Annotated in this window: 15 protein-coding genes; 9 read left to right on the forward strand and 6 right to left on the reverse strand. The window is 68.0% G+C overall.

Annotated elements, in window-relative coordinates; genetic code table 11:
* Positions 1-16: 16 nt before the first annotated feature.
* The 4 genes from AC1DTW_RS26095 to AC1DTW_RS26110 form a co-directional block, all read right to left on the reverse strand.
* The gene (locus AC1DTW_RS26095) at positions 17-2,080 is read right to left on the reverse strand and encodes a M3 family metallopeptidase (RefSeq protein WP_477984576.1); all 2,064 of its coding nucleotides are present in this window, start codon (positions 2,078-2,080) and stop codon (positions 17-19) included.
* A 34-nt stretch (positions 2,081-2,114) separates the two neighbouring features.
* The gene (locus AC1DTW_RS26100) at positions 2,115-2,969 is read right to left on the reverse strand and encodes a bifunctional methylenetetrahydrofolate dehydrogenase/methenyltetrahydrofolate cyclohydrolase (protein ID WP_477984578.1); all 855 of its coding nucleotides are present in this window, start codon (positions 2,967-2,969) and stop codon (positions 2,115-2,117) included.
* A gap of 93 nt (positions 2,970-3,062) precedes the next feature.
* On the reverse strand, positions 3,063-3,686 hold the full coding sequence (locus tag AC1DTW_RS26105) for a response regulator transcription factor (RefSeq protein WP_477914943.1): 624 nt from the start codon (positions 3,684-3,686) through the stop codon (positions 3,063-3,065).
* Positions 3,683-6,226, reverse strand: a complete 2,544-nt coding sequence (locus tag AC1DTW_RS26110; RefSeq protein ID WP_477984580.1) for a PAS domain-containing sensor histidine kinase — start codon at positions 6,224-6,226, stop codon at positions 3,683-3,685. Before AC1DTW_RS26110 ends, AC1DTW_RS26105 begins: the two co-directional genes overlap by 4 nt.
* A 183-nt stretch (positions 6,227-6,409) precedes the next feature.
* On the opposite strand from AC1DTW_RS26110, the gene aceE reads away from it, so the two are divergent.
* From aceE to lpdA, 4 genes are read left to right on the forward strand one after another with little or no spacing between them, the layout of a single operon-like run.
* Positions 6,410-9,142, forward strand: a complete 2,733-nt coding sequence (gene aceE / locus AC1DTW_RS26115) for a pyruvate dehydrogenase (acetyl-transferring), homodimeric type (RefSeq protein ID WP_477984582.1) — start codon at positions 6,410-6,412, stop codon at positions 9,140-9,142.
* A 35-nt stretch (positions 9,143-9,177) separates the two neighbouring features.
* Positions 9,178-10,857: a dihydrolipoyllysine-residue acetyltransferase gene (gene aceF / locus AC1DTW_RS26120; RefSeq protein ID WP_477984584.1), complete on the forward strand. Its 1,680-nt coding sequence runs from the start codon at positions 9,178-9,180 to the stop codon at positions 10,855-10,857.
* A 1-nt stretch (position 10,858) separates the two neighbouring features.
* The gene (locus AC1DTW_RS26125; RefSeq protein WP_477984586.1) at positions 10,859-11,437 is read left to right on the forward strand and encodes an Ntn hydrolase family protein; all 579 of its coding nucleotides are present in this window, start codon (positions 10,859-10,861) and stop codon (positions 11,435-11,437) included.
* Between the two features lie 2 nt (positions 11,438-11,439).
* Positions 11,440-13,200 carry a dihydrolipoyl dehydrogenase gene (gene lpdA / locus AC1DTW_RS26130; RefSeq protein WP_477984588.1) on the forward strand — a complete coding sequence of 587 codons (1,761 nt, stop codon included), beginning with the start codon at positions 11,440-11,442 and terminating at the stop codon, positions 13,198-13,200.
* Positions 13,201-13,215: 15 nt separating this feature from the next.
* Here lpdA and AC1DTW_RS26135 read toward each other — a convergent pair whose 3' ends face one another.
* Positions 13,216-13,761: an NUDIX hydrolase gene (locus AC1DTW_RS26135; protein ID WP_477984590.1), complete on the reverse strand. Its 546-nt coding sequence runs from the start codon at positions 13,759-13,761 to the stop codon at positions 13,216-13,218.
* A gap of 123 nt (positions 13,762-13,884) precedes the next feature.
* On the opposite strand from AC1DTW_RS26135, the gene AC1DTW_RS26140 reads away from it, so the two are divergent.
* From AC1DTW_RS26140 to pgeF, 3 genes are read left to right on the forward strand one after another with little or no spacing between them, the layout of a single operon-like run.
* Positions 13,885-14,592, forward strand: a complete 708-nt coding sequence (locus AC1DTW_RS26140; RefSeq protein WP_477984592.1) for a fumarylacetoacetate hydrolase family protein — start codon at positions 13,885-13,887, stop codon at positions 14,590-14,592.
* A gap of 5 nt (positions 14,593-14,597) precedes the next feature.
* Positions 14,598-15,239 (forward strand): maleylacetoacetate isomerase, encoded by a 642-nt coding sequence (gene maiA, locus AC1DTW_RS26145; RefSeq protein ID WP_477984594.1) that lies wholly within the window; start codon positions 14,598-14,600, stop codon positions 15,237-15,239.
* On the forward strand, positions 15,239-16,021 hold the full coding sequence (gene pgeF / locus AC1DTW_RS26150) for a peptidoglycan editing factor PgeF (protein WP_477984596.1): 783 nt from the start codon (positions 15,239-15,241) through the stop codon (positions 16,019-16,021). Before maiA ends, pgeF begins: the two co-directional genes overlap by 1 nt.
* Here the strand turns inward: pgeF and AC1DTW_RS26155 are convergent.
* The gene (locus tag AC1DTW_RS26155; protein ID WP_477984598.1) at positions 15,938-16,213 is read right to left on the reverse strand and encodes a hypothetical protein; all 276 of its coding nucleotides are present in this window, start codon (positions 16,211-16,213) and stop codon (positions 15,938-15,940) included. The genes pgeF and AC1DTW_RS26155 overlap by 84 nt on opposite strands.
* A gap of 154 nt (positions 16,214-16,367) precedes the next feature.
* Between AC1DTW_RS26155 and phaC the strand changes: the two genes are divergently transcribed.
* Both phaC and AC1DTW_RS26165 read left to right on the forward strand, forming a co-directional pair.
* Positions 16,368-18,074: a class I poly(R)-hydroxyalkanoic acid synthase gene (gene phaC / locus AC1DTW_RS26160; protein WP_477984600.1), complete on the forward strand. Its 1,707-nt coding sequence runs from the start codon at positions 16,368-16,370 to the stop codon at positions 18,072-18,074.
* Between the two features lie 57 nt (positions 18,075-18,131).
* Positions 18,132-18,370, forward strand: a 239-nt coding sequence (locus AC1DTW_RS26165) for a thiolase family protein (protein WP_477984602.1), incomplete at its 3' end; no start/stop codon positions are given.

The raw sequence follows: 18,370 nt of genomic DNA on the forward strand, positions 1-18,370 counted from the left end.
GCCGGGACCGTGATCTTCAGCTCAGACCTTGGTGGCGCAGCAGCGCATCGATGCGCGGCTCGCGGCCGCGGAAGGCCTTGAAGCTGTCCATCGTGCTGCGGCTGCCGCCGGTCTCGAGCACGGCCTGCCGGTAGCGCCGGCCGGTGTCGACATCGAGCACATCGGGCGCCTCCTCGAACGCGCTCCAGGCGTCGGCCGACAGCACCTCGGCCCACTTGTAGCTGTAGTAGCCGGCCGCGTAGCCGCCGTCGAAGATGTGCGTGAAGGTGTTCAGCGAACGGCTGAACGCCGGGGGCACCAGCACCGCGACCTCGGTGCGCACTTCGTCGACGATCTCGGCGATGCGCTGCGGCGCGCTCCGGTCGGTGTGCAGCCGCATGTCGATCAGCGCGAGTTCGACCTGGCGCAAGGTGGCCAGGCCGCTGTGGAAGTTCTTCGCCGCGAGCATGCGGTCGAACAGCGCACGCGGCAGCGGTTCGGCGCTGTCGATGTGCGCGGTCAGGCGCTTGACGACGTCCCACTCCCAGCAGAAGTTCTCCATGAACTGGCTCGGCAGTTCGACCGCGTCCCATTCGACGCCGGAGATGCCCGAAACGCCGAGGTCGTCGATCTGCGTCAGCATCAGCTGCAGGCCGTGCCCGAACTCGTGGAACAAGGTTGTCACGTCGTCGTGCGTCAGCAGCGCCGGGCGCACGACGCCGTCGACGTCGACCGGCGGCGCGAAGTTGCAGATCAGGTTCGCGACCGGCGTCTGCAGCTGACCTTCCGGGCGCAGCCAGCGGTCGCGCACGTCGTCCATCCACGCGCCCGGGCGCTTGCCGGGGCGTGCGAACAGGTCGAGATAGAACTGGCCGACCAGGCGCGGCGCGGCGTCGTCGCCTGGCGCAGCCGCCTTCTCGATGCGGAAGAAGCGCACGCTCGGGTGCCAGACCGGCGCGCTGTCGGCGCGGATGCGCACTTCGAACACCGTCTCGACGATGTGGAACAGCCCTTCGAGCACCTTCGGTTCGGTGAAGTACTGCTTGACCTCCTGCTCGCTGTACGCGTAGCGCTGCTCCTTCAGCTTCTGGCTTGCGAACGCAATGTCCCACGCAGCGAGCTCGTCGAGGCCGAGCTCGCTGCGTGCGAACTCGCGCAGTTCGGCCAGGTCGCGCAGCGCGCCGGGGCGCGCGCGGTGGCCCAGGTCTTCGAGGAACGCGATCACCTGCGCCGGCGAGTCGGCCATCTTGGGCACCAGCGACTGCTCGGCGGGGTTCGCATGGCCGAGCAGCTGCGCTTCTTCCTGGCGCAGCATCAGCAGCTCGCGGATCAGCGGGCCGTTGTCGAGCGCGGCCGGGCCGAACTCGCTCGCACGCGTCGCGTAGGCGCGATACAGGCGCTCGCGCAGCGCGCGGTTGCGCGCGTACTCCATGACGGGGAAGTAGCGCGGTGCATGCAGGGTCAGCTTGTACGCGTCGGGCCGGCCCTCGGCCGTCGCGGCATTGCGCGCGGCCTGCAGCACGTCGGCAGGCACGCCGGCGAGCTCGTCGGCGCTTGCGAAGCAGGCATAGCCATCGGTCGCGTCGAGCACGTGCTCGGAGAATTTTTGACCGACCTCGGCCTGCTGGTCCTGCAGCGCCGCGTAGCGTTGTTTGGCCACGCCTTCGAGCTCGGCACCCGAGAGCTTGAAGTCGCGCAGCGCGTTCGACAGCGCACGCAGGCGCGGTGCCGCGAGTTGCGCCGAGCCGGGCGCCGCGAGCACGGCCTTGTACTTCGCGAACAGGCGCTCGTCGGCGCCCATGCGGGTGTGGAAGTCGACGACCTTCGGCATGTTCTCGGTGTAGGCCGCGCGCAGCGCCGGCGTGTCGGCGACCGCGTTCAGGTGGCCGACCATGGCCCATGCGCGACCGAGCCGCTCGGTCGCGACGTCGAGCACTGCGGAAAGCGCGTCATAGTCGGCCGGCACCGCGTCGCTGGTGGCACGGTCGAGTGCGGCGTCGGCTTCGGCGAGCAGCGCGTCGACCGCGGGGGTGATGTGCTCGGGGCGGATCGCGTCGAAGCGCGGCAGGCCGACGGTCGGAAGCAGGGGGTTCGTGTCCATTCGCGGCCTTGTTCGTTCCAGGTTCGCGACCGGCTCAGCGCTGCGCCGCGCGCTCGGCGGCGTCCAGCGTGTTGACCAGCAGCATGGCGCGCGTCATCGGCCCGACGCCGCCCGGCACCGGCGTGATCCAGCCGGCGACCTGCGAGACGCCGGCGAAATCGACATCGCCGCAGAGCTTGCCGGCCTCGTCGCGGTTCATGCCGACATCGATCACGACGGCGCCCGGCTTGACCATCCCCGCGGTCAGCACGTTGCGCTTGCCGACCGCGGCGACGACCACGTCGGCCTGGCGCGTCAGCGCGCCGATGTCGGCGGTGCCGCTGTGGCAGATCGAGACGGTCGCGTTCGCCTGCAAGAGCAGCAGCGCCATCGGCTTGCCGACGGTGTTGCTGCGCCCGATCACGACCGCGTTCTTGCCGCGCAGCGCGATGCCGGTGGTCTCGATCAGCTTCATGCAGCCGTACGGCGTGCAGGGGCGGAAACCGGGCAGGCCGGTCATCAGCTCGCCCGCGGAGAGGGTGGAGAAGCCGTCGACATCCTTCGCGACCGAGATCGCCTCGATCACGCGATGCGGGTCGATGTGCTTGGGCAGCGGCATCTGCACGAGGATGCCGTGGATCGTCGGGTCGTCGTTCAGCGCCCGGACGCGCGCCAGCAGCTCGGCCTCGCCGAAGCTTGCCGGGTAGGTCTCGAGCACCGAGCGGATACCGGCCCCGACGCAGTCGTTGACCTTGTGCTTCACGTAGATCTGCGAGGCCGGATCGTCGCCGACCAGGATGACCGCCAGGCCGGGCGCGTGGCCACGGGCGGCGAGGGCGGCGGCGCGTTCGGCGACTTCGGCGCGGAGGGTCTTGGCGAGGGCATTGCCGTCTATCAGTCGTGCGGCCATCGGTGGCTCCGTGAATGCAAAAGGCCGCTGCGGCGATCACGAAGGGGGCGCCTTCGTGGCCCCGTGCGGCCTTGCGAGTTGATGCGAAAGTCGTCAGGCCTTGGCCTGGGCCCCGAGCGCGATCTTCAGCAGGTCGGCCACGGTGTTGGCGTTGAGCTTTTCCATGATGTTGGCGCGGTGCGCCTCGACCGTCTTGATGCTGATGCCGAGGTCGTCGGCGATCTGCTTGTTCAGGCGGCCGGCGACGATGCGCTCGAGCACCTGCGCCTCGCGCGTCGTCAGGCGCGACAGCAGCGCGTCGCGGCTCGCCGCCTCCTGGTGCTTCGAGAAATCGACGCGGGCGCGGTCGAGCATCTTCTCGACCAGCGCGACGAGTTCGTCCTCCTTGAACGGCTTCTCGATGAAGTCTTCGGCGCCCTTTTTCATCGTCGTGACCGCCATCGGCACGTCGCCGTGGCCGGTGATGAAGGTCACCGGCAGCGGCGAGCGGCGTTCGAGCAGGCGGTCTTGCAACTCCAGGCCGCTCATGCCGTCCATGCGGATGTCGGCGATCAGGCAAGCCACCTCGCGCGGGTCGAAGCGCGACAGGAACGACTCGGCCGAATCGAAGCACTTGACGCGGTAGTCCTTGCCCTCGAGCAACCATTGCAGCGAGTCACGCACGGCTTCGTCATCATCGACAACGTAGACGGTGCCTTTCTTCGGAATCAAGCTCATGAGGTGACTGTGGCCTTGACGTTGGGAAGGCGCTCGGGAACCGAGCTCTGGACCGGCAGCGTGAACGAGAAACGGCAGCCCACTGCGGCGTCGCCATTGTAGAGGTTCTGTGCCTTGATCCGGCCCCGGTGGCTCTCGATGATCGAGCGGCACAGGCTCAGGCCGATGCCCAGGCCCTCGACCTTGGTCGAGAAGAAGGCCTCGTACAGGCGCGAGATCACTTCGGGCTGCAGCCCCGGGCCCATGTCGGTGACGCTGAACTCGATCACCTCGCCTTCGTCCGGCGTGTGGCGCGGCACGACGCGCAGCTCGATGTTGCGGCGTGCCTGCGGCAGCTTCGCGTTGTCGATCGCCTCGGCGGCGTTCTTCAGCAGGTTCAGCACGACCTGCTCGATCAGGATCGGGTCGACCATCAAGACCGGCAAGCGTTGCGCGACGTACGTGTGAATCGCGACGTTGCGCCGCCGCAGCTCGATGCCGGCGAGCTCGACCGCGTCCTCGACGATGCTGCTCGCGCTCGAGGCCTGCCGCTGCGGCTCGCTGCGCTTCACGAACGATCGGATGCGGTGGATGATCTGGCCCGCGCGCTGTGCCTGGCGCGAGGTCTTCTCGAGCGCGGCGATCAGGTCCTCTTTCGCGATCGCGTTGTTGTTGACGCGCGTGATGATGCCGTTGCAGTAGTTCGTGATCGCCGTCAACGGCTGGTTCAGCTCGTGCGCAACCGACGAGGCCATCTCGCCCATCGTCACGAGCCGGCTCGTGACCTGCGCCTTCTCGGCCTGGTTCGCGGCCAGCGCCTCGGCGCTGCGGCGCGCGGTGATGTCGGTCGCGATCAGCATCTGCGCGAGGCGCCCGTCGGTCCACTGCAGGTAGCGCGCGCGCACCTCGAACCATTTCTGCAGCGGCTCGATGAAGACCTCGCGCGAGTCGGAGCCGGCCTCGGTCAGTTCCTGCGTCGGCAGGCCGCCGAAGTGCTCGACCGAATCGTCGAGCTCGGCCAGGAACGGCGTCCCGGCCTCGGCGCCGGCGAGCAGTGCGTGGCCCTGCGATTCGGCGCCGAACCACACGCGGTACGAGCGGTTCGCGAACAGCAGCTCGCCCTGCTGCACCGAGAGCACCGAGACCGCGGCGTCGAGGCCTTCGAGCACGGTCGTGAAGCGCTCGTGCGAGGCCGAGAGCTGGTCGCGGATGCGCTTGGCCTCGGTGATGTTGGTCATCGAGGTCATCCAGCCGGTCTGCACGCCCTTCGGGTCGATCAGCGGCGAGACGTACATGCGCGAGTCGAACAGCGAGCCGTCCTTGCGCATCACCTTGACCTCGATGCCGCCGGCCGGGCTGCGGCCCTGCAGCTCCTGCTGCAGCAGCCGGGCGTTCTCTTCGAGCCGGTCGGGCGGCCAGTGCGGGAAGGGCGGCGTGCGGCCGACGAGCTCGGACTCGAAGAAGCCGGTCATCGCACAGAACGCCGGGTTGACATAGCTGATTCGACCTTCGAGGTCCATCGCGCGCATGCCGGTCAGCATCGAGTTTTCCATCGCGCGGCGGAAGTTGGTTTCCGAGACCAGCGCGCTCTGCATCTGCAGCCGGCGGCGCATGTGGCGCCAGGTGCCGAGCAGCATCCAGACGGTCAGCACCGACAGCGCGGCGACCATCCAGAACAGCGTGTTGCTGATCAGCCCGATGGAGGTGCGGTAGCCGGCCGTGCGCAACAGCAGCCCGTTCGCCGCCGGCGCGAGCGGCAGGTGGTAGACGATCGCCGGGCGCGCCGGCTTCGCGCCGGGCATCTGCGTCACGGTGCTGGCGTAGACGTGTTCGTCGCCGTCGACCAGCGTGACCGCATGGCGGCGCGAGACCTCGGTCGGCACGTTGCGCCGCATCAGCCCTTCGATCGAATACTCGGCAATCAGCGCGCCGGCGAAGGCGCTGCGCTCGAGCAGCGGCACCTGGATCTGGAACACCGCGTTGCCGAACGCGTCGATGAACGGGCGCGAGTAGACCGGCTGGCGCTGCGCCCGGGCGGCGATGAAGGCGGCCTCGGTCGGACTGGTCGATCCTTCGATCGGCAGCGCGGCCGGCGTGTCGTCGGGCGTCGCGCCGGCCTCGGCCGGAAAGGTCGTCGCCGAGTAGCTGGCACGCGGGGCGCGGGCCGCGTTGATCCAGACCAGGTTCGTGATCTCGGGCCGCTCGCGCGTGAAGGCGCCGCCCTGGGCGACGAACTGATCGTGATCGATCGCGCGCGTGACGATCTCGCGCGCGATGCGCACGAGCTGCTCCTGGTTTTCGATCAGGCGCAGGCGAATCTGCGTCTGTGCGATCTCGGTATCGCGCTTGACCGATTGCTGTTCGCGCTCGAATTCCTCATTGCGCAGATACCAGAACGCCAAGATGATCGCAGCGAGAAAGAGCAGCACCGAGACCAAAGGCCCCAGCGTCGCGTAGCGATCCTGACGCGCGGCAGACTGGCGCCGCCACCAGTGGCCGAACAGTCTTTCGGGCCAGGTGCGTGACGAACGCGGCCGAACGGCCTCGATGGCGGGTTGCATCCACGGATTATCGAGGCTGGCGCGGGTCGGGGCCGGCAAGGTGCGCTGGAAAGCGGGTGGCTGCACCGGGCAATGTCAGCGCGAGTTGCACGATATGAAATCGACTCGCACCATTTGGAAATTGTTGTGAGTTGTGCGAGACTCCCGCGCCAGCCCACAAATTCATCCCTGGAGACAAGCAGCATGTCAGCACAGCCTGATTCCTTCCTCGGTGCGGCCGCCAACGATGCGGATGCGCAGGAAACCCGCGAATGGCTCGACGCGCTTTCGGCCGTCATCGGCGCAGAGGGCGGCGACCGCGCCCACTTCCTGCTCGAGACGCTGATCGATCACGCGCGGCAGGCCGGCATCGAGGTGCCGTTCTCGGCGAACACCGCGTACGTCAACACGATCCCCCCGGACCAGGAGGAGCGCACGCCCGGCAACATCGAGATCGAGGAGCGGCTGCGCACGATGATGCGCTGGAACGCGATGGCGATGGTCGTGAAGGCGAACCGCCTGCACCCCGCCGACGGCGGCGACCTCGGCGGCCACATCTCGAGCTTCGCGTCGCTCGCGACGATGTTCGGCACCGGCTTCAACCACTTCTGGCACGCCGAGACCGCCGATCACGGCGGCGATCTGCTGTACATCCAGGGCCACTCGTCGCCCGGCATTTACGCACGCGCCTTCATGGAAGGGCGCATCAGCGAAGAGCAACTGCTGAACTTCCGCCAGGAGGTCGACGGCAAAGGCATCTCGAGCTACCCGCACCCGAAGCTGATGCCCGAGTTCTGGCAGTTCCCGACCGTCTCGATGGGCCTGGGCCCGCTGATGGCGATCTACCAGGCGCGCTTCCTGAAGTACCTGCACGCACGCGGCATCGCCGACACCAGCAAGCGCAAGGTCTGGGTCTTCTGCGGCGACGGCGAGATGGACGAGCCCGAGTCGCTCGGCGCGATCGGCCTGGCGGCGCGCGAGAAGCTCGACAACCTGATCTTCGTCATCAACTGCAACCTGCAGCGCCTGGACGGCCCGGTGCGCGGCAACGGCAAGATCATCCAGGAGCTCGAGGGCGAGTTCCGCGGCGCGGGCTGGAACGTCATCAAGCTGCTGTGGGGCAGCTATTGGGATCCGCTGCTCGCGCGCGACAAGGAAGAGATCCTGCGCAAGGTGATGATGGACACGGTCGACGGCGACTACCAGGCGATGAAGGCCAACGACGGCGCATTCGTGCGCAAGAACTTCTTCGGCCAGCATCCGAAGCTGCTCGAGATGGTCGCGAAGATGAGCGACGACGACATCTGGCGCCTGAACCGCGGCGGTCACGATCCGCAAAAGGTCTATGCCGCGTTCCACAAGGCGGCCAACACCGTGGGCCAACCGACGGTGCTGCTGATCAAGACCGTCAAGGGCTACGGCATGGGCAAGAGCGGCGAAGGCAAGAACACCGCGCACCAGACCAAGAAGCTGATCGACGAGGATGTGCGCGCGTTTCGCGACCGCTTCAACATCCCGATCCCGGACGACCAGCTGGCCGACATCCCGTTCCTGAAGCCGGCCGACGACACGCCGGAGATGAAGTACCTGCACGAGCGCCGCCAGGCGCTGGGCGGCTACCTGCCGCATCGCCGCACCAAGGCCGACGAGAAGCTCGCGGTGCCGCCGCTCGACACCTTCAAGGCCGTGCTCGACCCGACCGCCGAAGGCCGCGAGATCTCGACGACGCAGGCCTTCGTGCGCTTCCTGACGCAGCTGCTGCGCGACAAGGAGCTCGGTCCGCGCGCGGTGCCGATCCTTGTCGACGAGGCGCGCACCTTCGGCATGGAGGGCCTGTTCCGCCAGATCGGCATCTACAACCCCGCGGGCCAGAACTACACGCCGGTCGACAAGGACCAGGTCATGTACTACCGCGAGGACAAGGCCGGCCAGGTCTTGCAGGAGGGCATCAACGAGCCCGGCGGCATGAGCAGCTGGATCGCCGCGGCGACGAGCTACTCGACGAACAACCGCATCATGGTGCCGTTCTACGTGTACTACTCGATGTTCGGCTTCCAGCGCATCGGCGATCTCGCGTGGGCGGCGGGCGACATGCAGGCGCGCGGCTTCCTGCTCGGCGGCACCTCGGGCCGCACGACGCTGAACGGCGAAGGCCTGCAACACGAAGACGGCCACAGCCACATCCTCGCGAGCACGATCCCGAACTGCATCAGCTACGACCCGACCTTCGCGCACGAGGTCGGCGTGATCCTGCACCACGGCCTGAAGCGCATGGTCGAGGACCAGGACAACGTCTACTTCTACCTGACGCTGCTGAACGAGAACTACCCGCAGCCGGGCCTGAAACCGGGAACCGAGGCGCAGATCATCAAGGGCATGTACCTGCTCGAACAGGGTGCACCGGTGCGCAAGGCCGACACGCGGCCCGCGGCGCCGCGCGTCAACCTGCTCGGCAGCGGCACGATCCTGCTCGAGAGCATCGCCGCGAAGAAGCTGCTCGAGGACGACTGGGGCGTCGAGGCGAACGTCTGGAGCTGCCCGAGCTTCAACCAGCTTGCGCGCGATGGCCAGGACGCCGATCGCTGGAACCTGCTGCACCCGAGCGACAAGAAGCCGCGCGTGCCCTACGTCACCGAGCAGCTCGACAAGCACGCCGGCCCGGTGATCGCATCGACCGACTACATGAAGAACTACGCCGAGCAGATTCGCGCCTTCATCCCGAAGGGCCGCAGCTACCGCGTGCTCGGTACCGACGGCTTCGGTCGCAGCGACTTCCGCAGCAAGCTGCGCGAGCACTTCGAGGTCAATCGCCACTACGTCGTCGTCGCCGCGCTGAAGGCGCTCGCCGATGACGGCGCGCTGCCGATCGCGAAGGTCGCCGAAGCGATCAAGAAATACGGCATCAACGCCGACAAGATCAACCCGCTGTACGCCTAACTTCTCACCCCTAAGAAACGACGGAGACAACAAAAATGGCATTGGTGGAAGTCAAGGTCCCGGACATCGGCGACTTCGCAGAAGTGGAAGTCATCGAGCTGCTGGTCAAGCCCGGCGACACGGTGAAGGCCGAGCAGTCGCTGATCACGGTCGAGAGCGACAAGGCGTCGATGGAGATCCCGTCGTCGCAGGGCGGCGTCGTCAAGGAGCTGAAGGTCAAGCTCGGCGACAAGGTCAAGGAAGGATCGCTGGTGCTGGTGCTCGAGGCCGATGGCGCCGCAGCGGCCGCGCCCGCGCCGACCGCCGCTGCGCCTGCGGCCCATGCGCCGGCGCCTGCGCCGGTCGCTGCGCCGGCCCCGGCGGCTGCCCCGGGCGCCGGCCCCGTCGATGTGGTCGTCCCTGACATCGGCGACTTCGACGAAGTCACGGTGATCGAGGTGATGGTCGGCGTCGGCGACAAGGTCAAGGTCGAGCAGTCGCTGATCACGGTCGAGAGCGACAAGGCGTCGATGGAGATCCCGTCGTCGCACGCGGGTGTCGTGCAGGAGGTCAAGGTCAAGGTCGGTGACAAGGTCTCGAAGGGCAGCCTGATCGCACGCGTCGAGGCCAGCGGCGGTGCCGCGGSGGCGGCACCCGCACCGGCGGCGGCGGCCGCGGCCGCGACATCGACGACGGCGCCACCGGCGCCACCAGCGGCACCCGTCGCGGCGCCCGCGACAGACAAGCCGGTGCCGACCGCCGCACTGCCGGCCCATGAGCCGACCGCGACGCGCGGCGTGCTGCCGCATGCGTCGCCGTCGATCCGCAAGCTCGCGCGCGAACTCGGCGCGCCGCTCGAGGAGATCAAGGGCAGCGGCCCGAAGGGCCGCATCACGCAGGACGATGTGCACGCCTTCGTCAAGGGCGTGATGGCCGGCAGCGTGCAGACCAAGGCGCAGGCAGCCGCTGCGCCGGCCGCTGCGGCCGCCGCGGGCGGCGGCATTCCGGGCCTGCTGCCGTGGCCGAAGGTCGACTTCACGAAGTTCGGCGCGGTCGAGCGCAAGGACCTGTCGCGCATCAAGAAGCTCAGCGGCGCGAACCTGCATCGCAACTGGGTGATGATCCCGCACGTCACGAACAACGACGTGGCCGACATCACCGAGCTCGAGGCGTTCCGCGTATCGACCAACAAGGAGAACGAGAAGTCGGGCGTCAAGGTCACGATGCTCGCGTTCGTGATCCGGGCCGTCGTCTCGGCGCTGAAGAAGTTCCCCGAGTTCAACGCCAGCCTCGACGGCGATCAGCTCGTCTACAAGCAGTACTTCCACATCGGCTTCGCGGCCGACACGCCGAACGGCCTGGTCGTGCCGGTGCTGAAGGACGCCGACAAGAAGGGCGTGCTGCAGATCAGCGCCGAGATGGGCGAGCTCGCCAAGAAGGCGCGCGACGGCAAGCTCGGTCCGGCCGACATGACCGGCGGCTGCTTCTCGATCAGCTCGCTCGGCGGCATCGGCGGCACGCACTTCACGCCGATCATCAACGCGCCCGAGGTCGCGATCCTGGGCCTGTCGAAGAGCGCGATGCAGCCGGTCTGGGACGGCAAGGCCTTCGTGCCGCGCCTGCAACTGCCGTTGTCGCTGTCGTACGACCATCGCGTGATCGACGGCGCGCTGGCCGCGCGCTTCAACGCCTATCTCGGCCAGGTGCTCGGCGACTTCCGTCGCGTGCTGCTCTGAGATGACCACCGTCGTGGTGGTCCGAAAGGGCGGCACGGTGGCCATCGCGGCCGACACGCTGGTCACGTTCGGTGACACGCGTCTCGGCCATGGCTACGAGGCGAACCTGAAACTGTTCCAGGTCGGCGACTCGTGGATCGGCATGGCCGGCACGACCGCGCACTTTCCGGTGCTGCGCCGCGCGCTGACTGCGCTGCCGCCGGACGAGCTGAAGCTGCATTCGCGCGACGAGGTCTTCGACACTTTCCTGAAGCTGCACCCGAAGCTGAAGGAGAACTTCTTCCTGAACACCAAGGAAGAAGACGCCGACCCGTACGAAAGCTCGCAGTTCACCGCGTTGATCGCGAACCACGCCGGCATCTTCGGCGTGTACTCGTACCGCGAGGTGTTCGAGTTCGATCGCTTCTGGGGCATCGGCACCGGTCGCGCGTTCGCGCTCGGCGCGATGTATGCCGGCTTCGACAAGGCGAAGAGCGCGCGCGAGGTCGCCGAGCTCGGCGTGCGCGCCGGCTGCGAGTTCGACAAGAACTCCAGCGGGCCGTTCCATGTGCACACCATCAAACTGAAAGTGAAGGGCTGAGCATGAGCCTCATCGAGATCAAGGTGCCGGACATCGGCGATTTCAAGGACGTGGCGGTCATCGAGCTGCTCGTGAAGCCCGGCGATGCGGTGAAGGTGGAGCAATCGCTGATCACGGTCGAGAGCGACAAGGCGTCGATGGAGATCCCGTCGTCGCATGCGGGGCTCGTGAAGGAGGTGCGGGTCAAGGTCGGGGATACGGTCAACGAAGGTTCGGTGATCTTGTCGCTGGAGGCCGAAGGCGCGGCGGCTGCGCCGGCGCCGGCGGCCGTCGCCGCCCCTTCACCTGCACCTGCGCCTGCACCCGCGCCGCTCGCGTCGAGCTACGCCGGCGGTGCCGATCTCGAATGCGACCTGGTCGTGCTCGGCGCCGGCCCGGGCGGCTACTCGGCCGCGTTCCGCGCCGCCGATCTGGGCATGAAGGTCGTGATGATCGAGCGCTTCGCGACGCTCGGCGGCGTTTGCCTGAACGTCGGCTGCATCCCGTCGAAGGCCTTGCTGCACGTCGCATCGGTGATGGACGAGGTCAAGCACTTCGACGGCTACGGCATCACGTTCGCGGCGCCGACGATCGATCTCGCGAAGCTCAAGACGCACAAGGAGAAGGTCGTCGGCAAGCTGACCGGCGGCCTCGCCGCGATGGCGAAGATGCGCAAGGTCACGGTCGTGCAGGGCACGGCGGCATTCCTCGACCCGTTCCACATCGGCGTCGCCGTCGCCAGCGGTGGCAATCAGACCATCAAGTTCAAGCAGGCCATCATCGCGGCCGGCTCCGAGGCGGTGAAGCTGCCGTTCCTGCCGAAGGACGACCCGCGCATCGTCACGTCGACCGGCGCGCTCGAGTTGCGCCAGAACCCGAAGCGCATGCTGGTGGTCGGCGGCGGCATCATCGGGCTCGAGATGGGCACGGTCTACTCGACGCTCGGTGCGCGGCTCGACGTCGTCGAGATGCTCGATGGCCTGATGCAGGGCGCCGACCGCGACCTCGTGAAGGTCTGGCAGAAGATGAACGCGCCGCGCTTCGACAACATCATGCTGAAGACCAAGACGGTCGGCGCCGAGGCGACGAAGGACGGCATCCTCGTCAAGTTCGAGGGCGTCGACGGACCCGCGGGCGGCGTCAAGGAGCAGCTCTACGACATGGTGCTGCAGGCGGTCGGCCGGGTGCCGAACGGCAAGCGCATCGGCGCCGACAAGGCCGGCGTCGCGGTCACCGATCGCGGCTTCATCCCGGTCGACATCCAGATGCGCACCAACGTCGCCCACATCTTCGCGATCGGCGACATCGTCGGCCAGCCGATGCTCGCGCACAAGGCGACGCATGAAGGTCACGTGGCGGCCGAGGTCGCGGCCGGCGACACGAAGGCGGCGTTCGATGCGCGCGTGATCCCGAGCGTCGCCTACACCGACCCGGAGGTCGCGTGGGTCGGCGTGACCGAGGACGAGGCCAAGGCGAAGGGGATGAAGGTCAAGAAGAGCCTGTTCCCGTGGAACGCCTCGGGCCGGGCGATCGCGAATGGCCGCGACGAAGGCTTCACGAAGCTGCTGTTCGACGAGGCGACGCACGCGATCGTCGGCGGCGGCATCGTCGGCACGCACGCCGGCGACATGATCGGCGAACTCGCGCTGGCGATCGAGATGGGCGCCGACGCGGTCGACATCGGCAAGACGATCCACCCGCACCCGACGCTCGGCGAGAGCATCGGCCTGGCCGCCGAAGCGTTCGAAGGCGCGTGTACCGACCTGCCGCCGGTCAAGAAGTAGGCCGCGGCAGGCGCATCAGGCGATGTCGGCGCAGTGCACGTCGAAATGACCCCCGCGCCGGTCGGCGAAGAAGTGCTTCAGGGTCTCGCGCACGGTGCGGAACGCGAGCTCGTCCCACGGGATCTCGTCTTCGCGGAACAGCCGGGCCTCGATCGTCTCGGTGCCGGGCGCGAACTCGGTGTCGAGCAGCCGCGCGCGGAAGTACATGTGCACCTGGCCGACCCGCACGACGCTGAGCACGGTGAACAGGCCCTGCATCTCGAAGTGCGCGCCGGCCTCCTCGAGGGTCTCGCGCGCCGCACCCTGTTCGACGGTTTCGCCGAGCTCCATGAAGCCGGCCGGTAGCGTCCACAGACCGTAGCGCGGCTCGATCGCGCGGCGGCACAGCAGCACCTGCTCGCCCCACACCGGCACCGTTCCGACCACGTTCAGCGGGTTCTCGTAGTGGACCGTGTGGCAGACCGTGCAGGTGGCGCGTTCGCGGTTGTCGTCGGCCGGCACCGCGTAGGCCGTGGCGCCGCCGCAGACCTTGCAGTGCTTGATGCTGTACGGGATCAACATGGGCGCGAGTGTAGCGGCGCGACCCGGCGCGGCAGCGACGCGAGGCAGCGCTGCATGGCATCATTCCACGCTGCCCGCGACCGTGTTTGCGCCGGTCCCCTCAGCCCAACCAGGACTCCCGACATGACCTTTGTTTTCACGCCGCCCGCCACCGCTGCCGTTCCCGTCCAGGGGGGCGCGGCGACGGCGCTGTTTCCGGTGCACCGCATCTACTGCGTCGGCCGCAACTATGTCGAACACGCGATCGAGATGGGCCACAGCGGTCGCGAGGCGCCGTTCTTCTTCATGAAGCCGGCGGATGCGGTGCTGCCGGTCGCCGAGGGCATGGTCGGACAGATGCACTACCCGACGCTCAGCAAGAGCCTGCACCACGAGCTCGAGCTGGTCGTCGCGATCGGCAAGGGCGGGCGCGACATCCCCGCCGCGCAGGCGATGGCACACGTGTGGGGCTACGCGGTCGGCCTGGACATGACGCGCCGCGACCTGCAGAACGACGCGAAGAAGCTCGGCCGCCCCTGGTGCATCGGCAAGGGCTTCGACGAATCGGCGCCGATCGGCCCGATCCGGCGCGCCGAAGAGTGCAGCCTGAATGCCGATACGAGGATCGCGCTCGAGGTCAACGGCCGGCCGCGCCAGGCCAGCACGCTGGGCAAGCTGATCTGGAGCGTCCCCGAGATCATCGAGCACCTGTCGAAGGCCTGGGAACTGCAGCCCGGCGACCTGATCTTCACCGGCACGCCCGAGGGCGTTGCAGCGGTCGAGGTCGGCGATACGCTGAGCGGGCGCGTCGAAGGCGTCGGCACGCTCGAAGTCAAGGTGATCGCGAGCTGATTCGCATGCAGCTGTACCACTACTTTCGCTCGTCGGCCTCGTACCGCGTGCGCATCGCGCTGGCGCTGAAGGGGCTGGACTGCGAGTTGGTGCCGATCCACTTGCTGAAGCACGAGCAGAACAGCGAGCGCTACACCGCGATCGCGCCGGCCGGCCTGGTGCCGCTGCTGAAGGTCGGCGACGAGGCGCTGACGCAATCGATGGCGATCATCGAGTATCTCGACGAGGCCTACCCCGAACCGAGCCTGCTGCCGGGCGATGCGTTCGACCGCGCGCGCATCCGCTCGCTCGCGCAGGACATCGGCTGCGAGATCCACCCGCTCGACAACCTGCGCGTGCTGCGCTACCTCGTGCGCGAGATGAAGCTGAGCGACGACGACAAGACCCGCTGGTACCAGCATTGGGTCGAGACCGGGCTGGAGGTCGTCGAGCGCCGGCTCGCCGGCGATGCGCGCACCGGCCGCTTCTGCCACGGCGACACGCCGACGCTGGCCGACTGCACGCTGGTGCCGCAGATCTTCAATGCGCAGCGCTACGCGTGCCGGCTCGACCATGTGCCGACCGTGATGCGCGTGTTCGACGAATGCATGCGGCTCGATGCGTTCGCGAAGACGCAGCCGTCGGCCTATCCCGAAGCGGGCGGCTGATGGGGCATCCGGACTGGCTGGTGCCGGAGTGGCGGGTTGACCGGCGCATCGGCGCGCTGATGACGACGCGCCGCGGCGGCGTCGGCGCGGCGCCGTTCGACAGCCTCAATCTGCGCGCCGCGGTCGGCGACGATCCGTTGGCCGTCGTGCACAACCAGCGCCTGTTCGCGCAGGCGATCGACGCGACGCCGGTGTTCCTGAACCAGGTGCACGGCGCGGCGGTCGTGCGCTTGACGGCGCTCGATGCACAGCCCGGCGCGGTGCCGCACGAGGCCGACGGCAGCGTCACGACCGAGCCGGGCATGGCCTGCACCGTGCAGGTTGCGGACTGCCTGCCGGTGTTGTTCGCAGCGGCGGGCGGGCGCGCGGTGGGTGCCGCGCATGCGGGCTGGCGCGGCCTGGCGGCCGGCGTGCTCGAGGCGACGCTCGCGCAGGTCTGCGCGGCCGCGCAGTGCGCGCCCAGCGAGGTTCATGCCTGGCTCGGCGCATGCATCGGACCGACGCGGTTCGAGGTCGGTCCGGACGTGCTCGAAGCCTTCGGTGTCGCGCCGCGGCCAGGGACTTCGTCGGCGCGTTTCGTTGCGGCGACGCAGCCCGGCAAGTGGCTCGCCGATCTGCCGATGCTCGCGCGCGAGCGCCTGCAAGCCGCTGGCGTGGGCGGGATCAGCGGCGGCCGCTGGTGCACCGTCTCCGAGCCTTCACGGTTCTTTTCGTTCCGGCGCGATCGCGTCACTGGGCGGATGGCCGCTGCCGTCTGGATCCGGCAGAACCGGCTCGCTTGACCCGGCCGGCGCCGCACGCCGCGACCGCCTGCGCGCCGGGGCCAGGAACAGGTAGGTCACGATCGACAGCGGCAGCACGCCATACAGCAGCAGCGTGAAGAAGGCGCCGAGCAGCGTGCCCTGCGGGCTCGTCGCTTCGACGACCGCGACCATCAGCACGACATAAATCCACGCGATGGCGATCAGTACCATCAGGCCGCCACCCGGTGCTGTCTTATCGTGAAATCAAAAGTCATAATGCGACACGAGAATAGGGATAGCCTGCGCTTGTACAAAGGCCCCGGAGTGACGTAAAACGAGTCCGGAAAGCGCCGCGCCAGACCGCCCCGAACCGCCCAGGAGACAGATGAAGAGCCAACCCAATTTTGCGGCCGCTGCGGGCGCTGCGGCCGCGTCGGACCTGAGCGCCAACGCCCAGGCGATGAGCGCGACCTTCGGCGAGATCTGGAAGTCGATGTCGGGACTGAGCCTGCCGATGCCGGCGATGGCCGAACTGCAGGGCGCCTACATGAAGCAGGCCACCGAGCTCTGGAACCAGACCCTGCAGTCCGCCGCGCCGGCGCCGACCGATCGCCGCTTCGCCGCGCAGGACTGGGCCAGCAGCCCGGCCGCCACCTACACCGCGCAGATGTACCTGCTGAACGCGCGTGCGCTGATGCAGATGGCCGACTGCCTGCAGGGGGACGAGAAGACGCGTCAGCGCATCCGCTTCGCCGTGCAGCAATGGATCGACGCCGCTGCGCCGAGCAACTACCTCGCGCTCAACCCCGAGGCGCAGCGCAAGGCGCTCGAGACGCATGGCGAGAGCATCGCGCTCGGCATGAAGCACCTGCTCGACGATGTGCGCCAGGGGCATGTCTCGCAGACCGACGAGAGCCTGTTCGAGATCGGCCGCAACGTCGCGACGACCGAGGGTGCGATCGTGTTCGAGAACGAGCTGTTCCAGCTGATCGAATACAAGCCGCTGACGGCGAAAGTGTTCGAGCGCCCGATCCTGTTCGTCCCGCCGTGCATCAACAAGTACTACATCCTCGATCTGCAGCCCGAGAACTCGCTGATCCGCTACACGGTCGAGCAAGGCCACCGCGTGTTCGTCGTCAGCTGGCGCAATGCCGACGAGAGCATCAAGAACTTCACCTGGGACCAGTACATCGAAGACGCCGTGATCCGTGCGATCGGTCTGGTGCAGGAGATCTCGGGCAGCGAACAGATCAACACTTTGGGCTTCTGCGTCGGCGGCACGATCCTCGCGACCGCGCTCGCGGTGCTCGCGGCGCGCGGCGAGAAGCCGGCCGCGAGCCTGACGCTGCTGACGACCTTTCTCGATTTCAAGAACACCGGCGTGCTCGATCTCTTCATCGACGAGGCGATGGTGCAGATGCGCGAGATGACGCTCGGCGCGAACAGCCCCGGCGGCGGCAGCCTGTTGAAAGGCCAGGAACTCGCAACGACCTTCAGCTTCCTGCGCCCGAACGACCTGGTCTGGAACTACGTCGTCGGCAACTACCTGAAAGGCGAGACGCCGCCGCCGTTCGACCTGCTGTACTGGAACAGCGACGGCACGAACCTGCCGGGGCCGATGTACTGCTGGTACCTGCGCCACACCTACCTCGAGAACAACCTCGTGAAGCCGGGCAAGCTGACGGTCTGCGGCGAGAAGGTCGATCTCGGCCGGATCGCCGTGCCGGCGTACGTCTACGCTTCGCGCGAGGACCACATCGTGCCCTGGGACGGCGCTTACCGGAACACGCAGGTGCTGGGTGGCAAGACCCGGTTCGTGCTCGGCGCTTCGGGCCACATCGCCGGGGTGATCAACCCGCCGGCCAAGCGCAAGCGCAGCCACTGGATCGGCGCCGGCGCGGCGCTGCCCGATGACGCGCAGGACTGGCTCGCGAAGGCGACCGAACACCCCGGCAGCTGGTGGACCGACTGGACCGCCTGGCTCAAGGGCCACGCCGGCAAGCAGATCGCGGCGCCGAAGACCTACGGCGACCGCCGGCACAAGACCATCGAGGCGGCACCCGGCCGCTACGTGAAGCAGAAGGCCGTCTGACGCCGAGCCGCGCCCGCGCCTTCGACACCTCTTTCATCGCAACCTCTGGAGAATCCCATGACCACCGATATCGTGATCGTCGCCGCCGCCCGCACTGCTGTTGGCAAGTTCGGCGGCACGCTGGCCAAGACGCCGGCGCCCGAGCTCGGCGCGGCCGTCGTCGCCGACCTGCTGCGCCGCGCGAACCTCAGCCCCGACCAGATCAACGAACTGATCCTGGGCCAGGTGCTGACCGCCGGCTCGGGCCAGAACCCGGCGCGCCAGACCGTGATCAAGGCCGGGCTGCCGCAGAGCGT

This window comes from Rhizobacter sp. P5_A1, from assembly GCF_056400745.1.

Coding starts and splice junctions, on each gene's coding strand:
- maiA (WP_477984594.1), top strand. CDS start 14,598: ATGCAGCTGTACCACTACTTTCGCTCGTCGGCCTCGTACCGCGTGCGC.
- AC1DTW_RS26105 (WP_477914943.1), bottom strand. CDS start 3,686: ATGAGCTTGATTCCGAAGAAAGGCACCGTCTACGTTGTCGATGATGAC.
- aceE (WP_477984582.1), top strand. CDS start 6,410: ATGTCAGCACAGCCTGATTCCTTCCTCGGTGCGGCCGCCAACGATGCG.
- lpdA (WP_477984588.1), top strand. CDS start 11,440: ATGAGCCTCATCGAGATCAAGGTGCCGGACATCGGCGATTTCAAGGAC.
- pgeF (WP_477984596.1), top strand. CDS start 15,239: ATGGGGCATCCGGACTGGCTGGTGCCGGAGTGGCGGGTTGACCGGCGC.
- AC1DTW_RS26100 (WP_477984578.1), bottom strand. CDS start 2,969: ATGGCCGCACGACTGATAGACGGCAATGCCCTCGCCAAGACCCTCCGC.
- phaC (WP_477984600.1), top strand. CDS start 16,368: ATGAAGAGCCAACCCAATTTTGCGGCCGCTGCGGGCGCTGCGGCCGCG.
- AC1DTW_RS26140 (WP_477984592.1), top strand. CDS start 13,885: ATGACCTTTGTTTTCACGCCGCCCGCCACCGCTGCCGTTCCCGTCCAG.
- AC1DTW_RS26135 (WP_477984590.1), bottom strand. CDS start 13,761: ATGTTGATCCCGTACAGCATCAAGCACTGCAAGGTCTGCGGCGGCGCC.
- AC1DTW_RS26095 (WP_477984576.1), bottom strand. CDS start 2,080: ATGGACACGAACCCCCTGCTTCCGACCGTCGGCCTGCCGCGCTTCGAC.
- AC1DTW_RS26155 (WP_477984598.1), bottom strand. CDS start 16,213: ATGGTACTGATCGCCATCGCGTGGATTTATGTCGTGCTGATGGTCGCG.
- AC1DTW_RS26125 (WP_477984586.1), top strand. CDS start 10,859: ATGACCACCGTCGTGGTGGTCCGAAAGGGCGGCACGGTGGCCATCGCG.
- AC1DTW_RS26110 (WP_477984580.1), bottom strand. CDS start 6,226: ATGCAACCCGCCATCGAGGCCGTTCGGCCGCGTTCGTCACGCACCTGG.